Source organism: Pseudonocardia sp. MH-G8, from assembly GCF_002262885.1.
GTDB lineage: Bacteria > Actinomycetota > Actinomycetes > Mycobacteriales > Pseudonocardiaceae > Pseudonocardia.
Genome location: NZ_NKYF01000012.1, coordinates 231,253 through 238,857 on the forward strand (window position 1 = coordinate 231,253; position 7,605 = coordinate 238,857).

Consider the following 7,605-nt stretch of genomic DNA (forward strand, 5'->3'; position numbering starts at 1 on the left):
TCGGCAGGTGCAGGGCCATGCGTTCACCCGTGGCGGGCGACGGCCTCCTCGATGGCGGCGCGCACGTCGTCGGCGACGCCGGGCTGCGACATGCGGCTCGCCCAGGCCGCCCCGGTTCGGGCGGCGAGCGCCGCCTTCAGGCGTGGGATGGTCGGGCCGGCCAGGCCGACCAGCCGGACGGCCGTGGCCTGGAGCTCGTCGCTCGCGGGGCCGGGGCCGGCGTCGAGCGCGCGAGCCAGCGCGGCGAAGGTCTGCGGGAACGCGGTGGAGACGCCGGAGACCACGCCCGTGCCACCCTGTTCCACGACCCGCGGCAGCGTCGAGTCGTCGCCCGAGTACAGCTCCTGGCCCTCGCGCAGGCACGGGGCGTACTCGTCGAGCCGCGCGGCCGCGCCGCCGGAGAGCTTCACGCCGGCCATCCCGGGCAGCTCCATGATGCGGCGCAGGACATCCGGCGCGACGTCGAGGCCGGTGCGCTCGGGGAACAGGTAGGGGTAGACGCGGGCGCCGGGCAGGGCCTCGGTCACGGTGCGGAAGAAGGCGACGATGCCGTCGTCGTCGGTGGGCAGGTAGTAGGGCGTCAGCAGGGCGAACCGCGTGATCCCGAGCGGACGAGCCGCCTCGGCCAGCCGCAGCACCTGCCGGCCGCTGGCGTGGCCGAGGTGCGCGATGACGCGCTCCGCCCCGAGGACGTCCACCGCGCGACCGAACAGCTCCACCCGCTCCGCGTCGTCCAGTGACGGGAACTCCCCGGTGGTCCCGGCGACGAGGACACCGTGCACGTGGGGGTCGAGCGACCGGAGGGTGCCCTCGAACTCGGGGAGGTCGACCTCCCCGTCCGGCAGGAAGGGGACGGGAACGGCGCTGATGATCTGGGCGGTCATGCAGGTCCTTCGGGGATCACGGAGTGGATGGGAACGGTGGCTTCGACGATCCCGCGCCGCTGCCAGGTGTAGGTGACGACCAGGGTGTCGCCGAGGGAGGTGGCGGCGGGGTAGGAGTACTCGCCTGCGCCGCTGGTGCGCACGCCGCCGTCGGCGGGGTGGATGCCGGCAGCGTCCGGGGGTCCGGGTAGGCGTGCCGCGTCCTCGTCCACGGGCGTCCGCCCGTCCTCGATCGTCAGGACCTCGCGCCAGGAGACGCCCTCGTCGCAGGACCGCGAGAGCACGAGGGGGCAGCGGGCGCCCCAGTCGTCGCCGACGGGGTTGTGGACGCAGCCGACCGAGCCGTCGGGCAACGCGACCACGGTGAGGCCGGAGTTGTTGCTGGGCAGGCCGACCGGCTGTGCCGTCGACCAGGTCCTGCCCCCGTCCGGTGAGCATGCGCGGTACGCCCGGCCCTCGGAGCTGCGCAGGAGCGCGTACACCGTGCTGCCGTCCCGCCAGAGTGCGGGCTGGATGACGCCCGGGCCGCGCAGGGCGTCCCGATCGAGCGGGATCGGCGCGCGACGCCAGGTGGCACCGGCGTCGGTGGAGACGTCGACGAACGACTCCCAGACCGGTTCCGCCCCCCAGCTCTCCTGCGAGCCCGGGGCGAGCCAGGTGCCGTCCGGGAGCAGGAGGGGCGGGTTCTTGACGGGCCCGCGCCCACCCACGTCGCCGGGCACGAGCTCCGACGATGGCGACCACGTCCGCCCGCCGTCTGCCGACCGGCACACCCACGTGACCCACTCGGAGATCAGCGGACCGCGCTTGAAGAACAACCACAGGGCGCCGTCCGGCCCGGCGGCCAGCACCGGGTTCCAGTGCGCCTCATCGGCCGAGGCCACGATCTGCGGCGCCGACCAGCGCGATGCCCCTGCCGGGCGCCGGGCGCACCAGATGCGGGTGTCCGGGCTGCCTTCCCACGCTCCGGCGAACCAGGCGGCGAGCAGGTCGCCGCCGACCGCGAGCACGCTGGAGGCGTGCGCCTGCCGCCAGGAGGGGTGGTCGATCGCGACCCACCGGCGGGTGGGGAGGGCAGGTTCGGTCATCGCGCCGCGGCCGCCTGCCGCTCCCGTCGCGCCCTCCGACCCCGCGCGACGAGCGGTCCGGCGAGCGCGAGCAGGGCGAGGACGAGCAGCCCGGCGGAGATCGGCTGCGTCGCGAGGCTGGCGGGCCCGTCGATGAGCAGGGCGCGGCGCAGGTTCGACTCGGCGAGCGGCCCGAGCAGGAGCCCGAGGACGACGGGTCCGGGCGGGAACCCGGCGCGTTTCATGACGACCCCGACCACACCGGACACCAGCATCACCCACACCGTGTAGATGTTGTTGGTCGTCGTGTAGGTGCCGACGATGCAGCAGATGAGGATGCCGCCCCAGAGGTAGTGGTTCGGCAGGTCCAGCAGCCGCACGATGCCTCGGGTGCGCACGAGGCTGATGGCCAGTGAGAGCAGCGCGGCCATGACCATGATCCCGGTGATGCTGACCAGGAGCTCCGGGTTCCTGGTGAGCAGGGAAGGCCCCGGCTGGACGCCCCAGACGATCATCGAGCCGATCATCACGGCCATCACGGCGTCACCCGGGATGCCCAGGGCCATGGTGGTCGTCAGGGAGCCGCCCAGCGTGGCGCTCGACGCCGTGTCCGCCGCCGTCAGGCCCTCGAGGGACCCCTTGCCGAACCGGTCGGGGTTGCGCGACATGCGCTTGGCACGGTCCCAGCCGATGAGACCGGCGATGTCGCCGCCCGCCGCAGGCACCGCTCCGACCACCATCCCGATGACGCTGCTGACGCCGAACGGTCGTGCCATCTGCCGGTACTCATCCCGGGTCGGCCACCAGCGCCCCAGGCTCGAGATCGGCTTGACGACGTTCGGGTGATGGGTGAGAAGCTGGTCGAACAGCTCGGCGATGCCGAAGAGCCCGATGATCACTGCGATGAACGGCAGACCGGAGTTCAGGTCGTTGACGCCGAAGACGAAGCGTGCGTCGCCGGTGATCGGGTCGCGCCCGACGGTCGCGAGCACGAGGCCCGCGACACCCGCGATCAGCCCCTTCACCACGGACTTCCCCGACACCGAGACCATGATCGCGAGACCGAACACGACCAGGGCGAACATCTCCGCGGGGCCGAACTCCAGGGCCAGCTGCGCGACGGGCCGGGCCGCGAAGACGAACAGCACCATCGACAGGAGGATCCCGCCGGTCGTCACGATCGAAGAGCTGACCAGCGCCAGCCCGGCCTTGCCCTGTCTCGCCATCGGATAGCCGTCGAACGTCGTGGCGATCGCGGCGGGCGTACCCGGGGTGTTCACCAGGATCGACGGGATCCGGTCGCCGTAGTTGGCGCCCACGTAGATCGTCAGCAGGACGGCGAGCCCCTGCACCGGCTCGAGCGTCAGCGTGAAGCCGGACGCGAGCGCGACCGCCATCGAGCCGGTGATGCCCGGGAAGAACCCCACGAGGGTCCCCACCAGCAGACCCACGACGAAGCAGACGGCCACGGTGGGGTCGAGCAGTGCCGCGATCCCGTCGGCGAGAGCACTCATAGGGGAACCTTCAGGACGGTGTGGAAGAGCAGGTAGAGCACCGCGCTCAGCGCCACGGGGAACAGCAGGAGCGTCTTCCACCCTCGCCCGCCGAACAGGTATGTGGCGGCCAGCAGGAACACGGGCGTGACCACGGCGAAGCCGACGAGAGGCCACGCGAGGACGTAGACCCCGGCCAGGACCACCACGAGCACGGTGCGCACCCGACCGTCGCTGGTGGCCTCCTGCACGCCGTCACGGTCGGCCGGCGCCCGCAGCACGGCCCGTGCGAGGAGCACGGCACTCAGTAGCGCGCCCGCTGCCCCGAGGGCCTGCGGCCACCAGCGCGGGTCGATCCCTCCGGTCTCGGCGCGCAGCTCGATGCCGCGCGCCTGCACGACGAGCAGGGCGAAACCCAGGAGCGCGACCGCGGCCGAGGCGATCTCCATCCGCTTCGACGGGCGGGCTTCGGTGGTGGCGGGGGCAGTGGCATCCCCCTCGGCGCCCCCGTCGGCCACCGACATCAGCCCTGCCCGAGAAGCGCGCCGAACCGCTCGTACTCGGCGTTGACGAAGGCGGTGAACTCCTCGCCGTTCTTGTAGACCGGCAGCGAGCCGCTTTTGCTGATCGTGTCGGTGAATCCCGGTGAGTTGGCGGCCTGCTGGATCGCCGACTCCAGCGTCGACCGGACGTCGGCGGGCAGTCCCGCAGGCGCGTAGATGCCGCCCCAGCCGCCGAACTCCAGCGGGTAACCGGCTTCGGTCGCGGTGGGGACGTCGGGCATCAGCGGGTGGCGCTCGTTGTGGAACACCGCCAGCGGCCGCACCTGCTGCTCGGCGTAGGCGGCCGAGGTCGAGGCGCCACCGCCGACTGCGGCGTCGATCTGCCCACCGGCGACGGCGGCGATGGCGGGCGCTTCTCCATCGAACGGCACCGAGGTCAGCTGCGCGCCGGTATCCGCGGCCAGCCCCAGCGCGGCGGCCTCCCAGATGGAACCGGCACCGGCGTTGCCGACGGCGATCGGCTGGGTCTTCGCGGCGGTGACGAACTCCTCGAGCGTCCGGTACGGGCTGTCGACCGGCACGACGAGGACGCCGGGGCCGAGCATGATCTGGCCGAGGAAGTCGTAGGCGGCCGGGTCCACGTCGAAGTTCAGGTGCTTCAGCATCGCGACCTCGACCGGGACGAAGCCGATCGTCTGCCCGTCGGGCTCCTGGTCGGCGACGTACTGCATGGCGGTGGAGCCGGACGCGCCGGGCCGGTTCTCCACGACGATCGAGACGCCGAGGATCGGCTCGAGCTCGGTTGCCAATGCGCGGGCGCTGAGGTCGGAGCCGCCGCCCGCCGCGGCCTGGACGATCAGCGTGATGTCGTCCTCCGGGTAGGTGGCGGCGTCGCCTCCGGACGCCTCCCCGCCGCCGGCGCAACCGGTCAGCGCCAGCGCGCCGATCGCCAGGGCGGTGACCGCGGCGCGAAGGGTGGAACGTGTCATGGTCGACGACTCCTCTGTCGGTCACTGACGTGTCGGTCACTGGCGTGTCGGTCACTGGCGGAGGCCGGCTCGCCGGCCCGCGTGAACCGCTCGTAGGCGGTGAGCATGCGGCGCCGCGAGCCGTCGACGTGCTTGCGCAGCGTTGCCAGGGCGACGCTCTCGTCCCCGCCCGTGACCAGTGCGAGCAGGTCGACGTGGTCCTGGTAGGTCGGCTGGAGGTCGCGGTCCTCGGCATTGGTCACCGAGAGCATGTCGGCGAACGTCGGCCGGTACTGCTGCCAGACGTTCTCCAGCCGCCGGTGCCCGCAGCTGCGGTAGAAGCTGGTGTGGAAGGCGAGGTCGGCCACGGCGAAGGCGTGACTGTCGGCGGCGGCGGCCGCAGCCTTCATGCGGTCGAGCGCCGCCCGTGCCTCCGCGTAGGACTGCTCCGGGCCCGCCATGCACGAGCGCACGGCCTCGGCCTCCAGGAGTTGGCGCAGCGAGTACAGCTCCTCGATGTCCTGCTCGGTGAGTCCGATGACGAACACGCCACGCCTGCGCGACTCGACGAGCCCCTCGGTCTCGAGCTGGCGCAGAGCGTCCCGGATCGGTCCGCGGCTGACGTCGAAGGTCTCGGAGAGCTGCGACTCCACGAGGTGGGTGCCCGGCTGCAGCTCACCGACGATGATCAGCCGCCGCAGCCGCTCCAGCACGTGGCTGCCCAGAGCGGGCGCCGGCCGGATGCCGTCGACGGATGTCTGCCAGGTGCTGCTGTTCGCGGCCACGACCACCTCTCGGTTGACGGTTAACGGATGACGGTTAACCGTAAACGGGTGCACGGCGAGGTGGCAAGGCCGGTGCCCCCTGCTCGGCGCCGAGGCAGGGCAGCGGCGGGTGTCGTGATCGGCCTGCCGGTGCCAGGCTGGCCACGGCCCGATCCGAGAAGGAGGAGCTCGTGACGTCGCAGCGGACACCGCAGTCCGTGAGCGTCCTCGACGCGCTGACGATGGCGCTCGTCCCGAAGGGCCACTCGGCGCGCGGGAGGTGGGCGCGGCCGGAGCGGCGGCAAGTCGAGGACGTCGTGCACCGGAACTGCCGGGGCGTGACGCGCCGGTGTGGCGAGGGGACCGGTGACCGTCGACCTCGACGCGCTCTCGTTCGAACCGCTGACCCCGGTGTCCTACCTGGACCGGGCGGCCGCGGCGCACGGCGAGCGCGCGTGGGCCGGGGAGGAGCGCAGGATCCGGTAGCGGATCACCCGGGTGCGTAGGAGACCGGCCCGCCGGCCGCTACATTCGCCGCGCGCTCGCGCGAGAGGCCTTCGCGAGTAGCCGCCCCGGGACAGGCGGCGGGGCACCAGTGGTCGCGTCGTTCGCCGTCGTGAGGGCGTCGCGACAAGGATCGCGCTGCTCTCGTAGTTCGGCGGGGCGAGCGCCTTCTCCTTGTCGACGTCGACCCCGCCGACCTGCGCGGCGCCTGCGGTGCGCCGGATCCCGATCAGAAGGGTGGCGGGCCGGTCTCATCGAGGGGTAGGGGTGGGTCGGTGGGTCTGCGTGCGAAGTAGTCGTCGTAGTCCTGTTGTGTCATCCGCGGGGGTGGTGGTGTCGGGTCCGGCCGGTTCCGGGGTGGTGTTGTGGGTGGGTCGGGGTCGGGGCGGTAGTCGTGGGGGTGGCTGTAGTAGCGGTGTCCGGTGGGGGTTCTCCATTGGATGCGGCCGTCGGGTAGTGCGCGGACTGTCCATCCGGGGGCGTGTTTCATGAGGTGGTCGTGTCCGCAGCAGCCGTTGAGGTTTTTGTCGTTGGTGGGGCCTTGGGGGAAGGGTTGGATGTGGTCGAGGTGGGAGTCGAGCATGCGGCGGCGGCAGATGGGGTTGCGGCAGTACACGTCGCGGGCGCGGACGAAGTCGGCGAGTCCGGCTGGTGGTCGGTAGGTTTTTCGTCCGTAGTCGAGGACGGTGCCGGATAAGGGGTCATAGACCAGGCGTCGCAGGTTGGCGTCGGCGGCGATTTCGTGGGCCAGTTGTGCGGGGATGGGTCCGTGGCCGACCAGTTCGCAGGGTTGGTCGTCGGCGCCGATCAGTGTGGAGAACGGCATCAGTACTTGGACCAGGGGTTTGTTCGGGGTGACCGGCTTGGGTAGTAGCCCGCCGGCGTTGTTTCCCGGCGGGGAGCCACCGGACCGGCTCTGCTCGGGCGCACCCCGGCCTGTCCTGCGACGTTTGGGCGTATTGCTGTTGTCGTTTCCGCTCGTATCGGCCTCGCCGCCGCTGCCCTCGGTCTCGGAGCCGGTCTCGGAGCCGGTTTCGGAGGCGGAGGTGTCGTTCTCGTCGCAGGCACCGGCAGCGCCATCGGGGCTGGAGCTGGCGTCGTCATCAGTAGCATCGGCGTCGCTGTCGGCATCGGCAGCGGCAGCGGTGGAGCTGGGGCTGGCCTCGTCGCCATCGTCAATGCCGTCAATGTCATCGGCGGCGTTGGTGTCGTCGGTGTCATCTGTGTCGATGCCGGTGTCGTCAGCGGTGTCGGTGTCGTCGGTGTCGGTGTCGGTGTCGGTGTCGGTGTCGGTGTCGGTGTCGGTGTCGTCGTCGGTGTCGGTGGTGTGGGTGTTGTATGCGGCGTGTGTGAGGACTCCGGTCAGGAGTGCGACGACGAGGTCGGAGCGGCGGTTGTCGATTCCGCGGGGGTCGTGGCGGC

General features: G+C 71.7%; 7 protein-coding genes. All 7 read right to left on the reverse strand.

What is annotated here, in order from left to right:
* Nucleotides 1-23: 23 nt before the first annotated feature.
* Complete coding sequence (locus tag CFP66_RS25835; protein WP_094927746.1) at nt 24-884, reverse strand: dihydrodipicolinate synthase family protein; 861 nt, start codon at nt 882-884, stop codon at nt 24-26.
* Nucleotides 881-1,972: an exo-alpha-sialidase gene (locus CFP66_RS25840; RefSeq protein WP_094927747.1), complete on the reverse strand. Its 1,092-nt coding sequence runs from the start codon at nt 1,970-1,972 to the stop codon at nt 881-883. Before CFP66_RS25840 ends, CFP66_RS25835 begins: the two co-directional genes overlap by 4 nt.
* Nucleotides 1,969-3,465, reverse strand: a complete 1,497-nt coding sequence (locus CFP66_RS25845) for a tripartite tricarboxylate transporter permease (RefSeq protein ID WP_094927748.1) — start codon at nt 3,463-3,465, stop codon at nt 1,969-1,971. The genes CFP66_RS25840 and CFP66_RS25845 overlap by 4 nt, the downstream gene beginning before the upstream one ends.
* Nucleotides 3,462-3,968 (reverse strand): tripartite tricarboxylate transporter TctB family protein, encoded by a 507-nt coding sequence (locus CFP66_RS25850; protein WP_094927749.1) that lies wholly within the window; start codon nt 3,966-3,968, stop codon nt 3,462-3,464. Before CFP66_RS25850 ends, CFP66_RS25845 begins: the two co-directional genes overlap by 4 nt.
* Nucleotides 3,968-4,936 carry a tripartite tricarboxylate transporter substrate binding protein gene (locus CFP66_RS25855; protein ID WP_094927750.1) on the reverse strand — a complete coding sequence of 323 codons (969 nt, stop codon included), beginning with the start codon at nt 4,934-4,936 and terminating at the stop codon, nt 3,968-3,970. The genes CFP66_RS25850 and CFP66_RS25855 overlap by 1 nt, the downstream gene beginning before the upstream one ends.
* Entirely contained in the window at nt 4,933-5,700 is a 768-nt protein-coding gene (locus CFP66_RS25860; RefSeq protein WP_233159716.1) for a GntR family transcriptional regulator, read from the reverse strand. Before CFP66_RS25860 ends, CFP66_RS25855 begins: the two co-directional genes overlap by 4 nt.
* Before the next feature lie 712 nt (nt 5,701-6,412).
* Nucleotides 6,413-7,605: HNH endonuclease signature motif containing protein (locus tag CFP66_RS49340; protein WP_304528774.1), on the reverse strand; the 1,193-nt coding region annotated here is incomplete at its 5' end.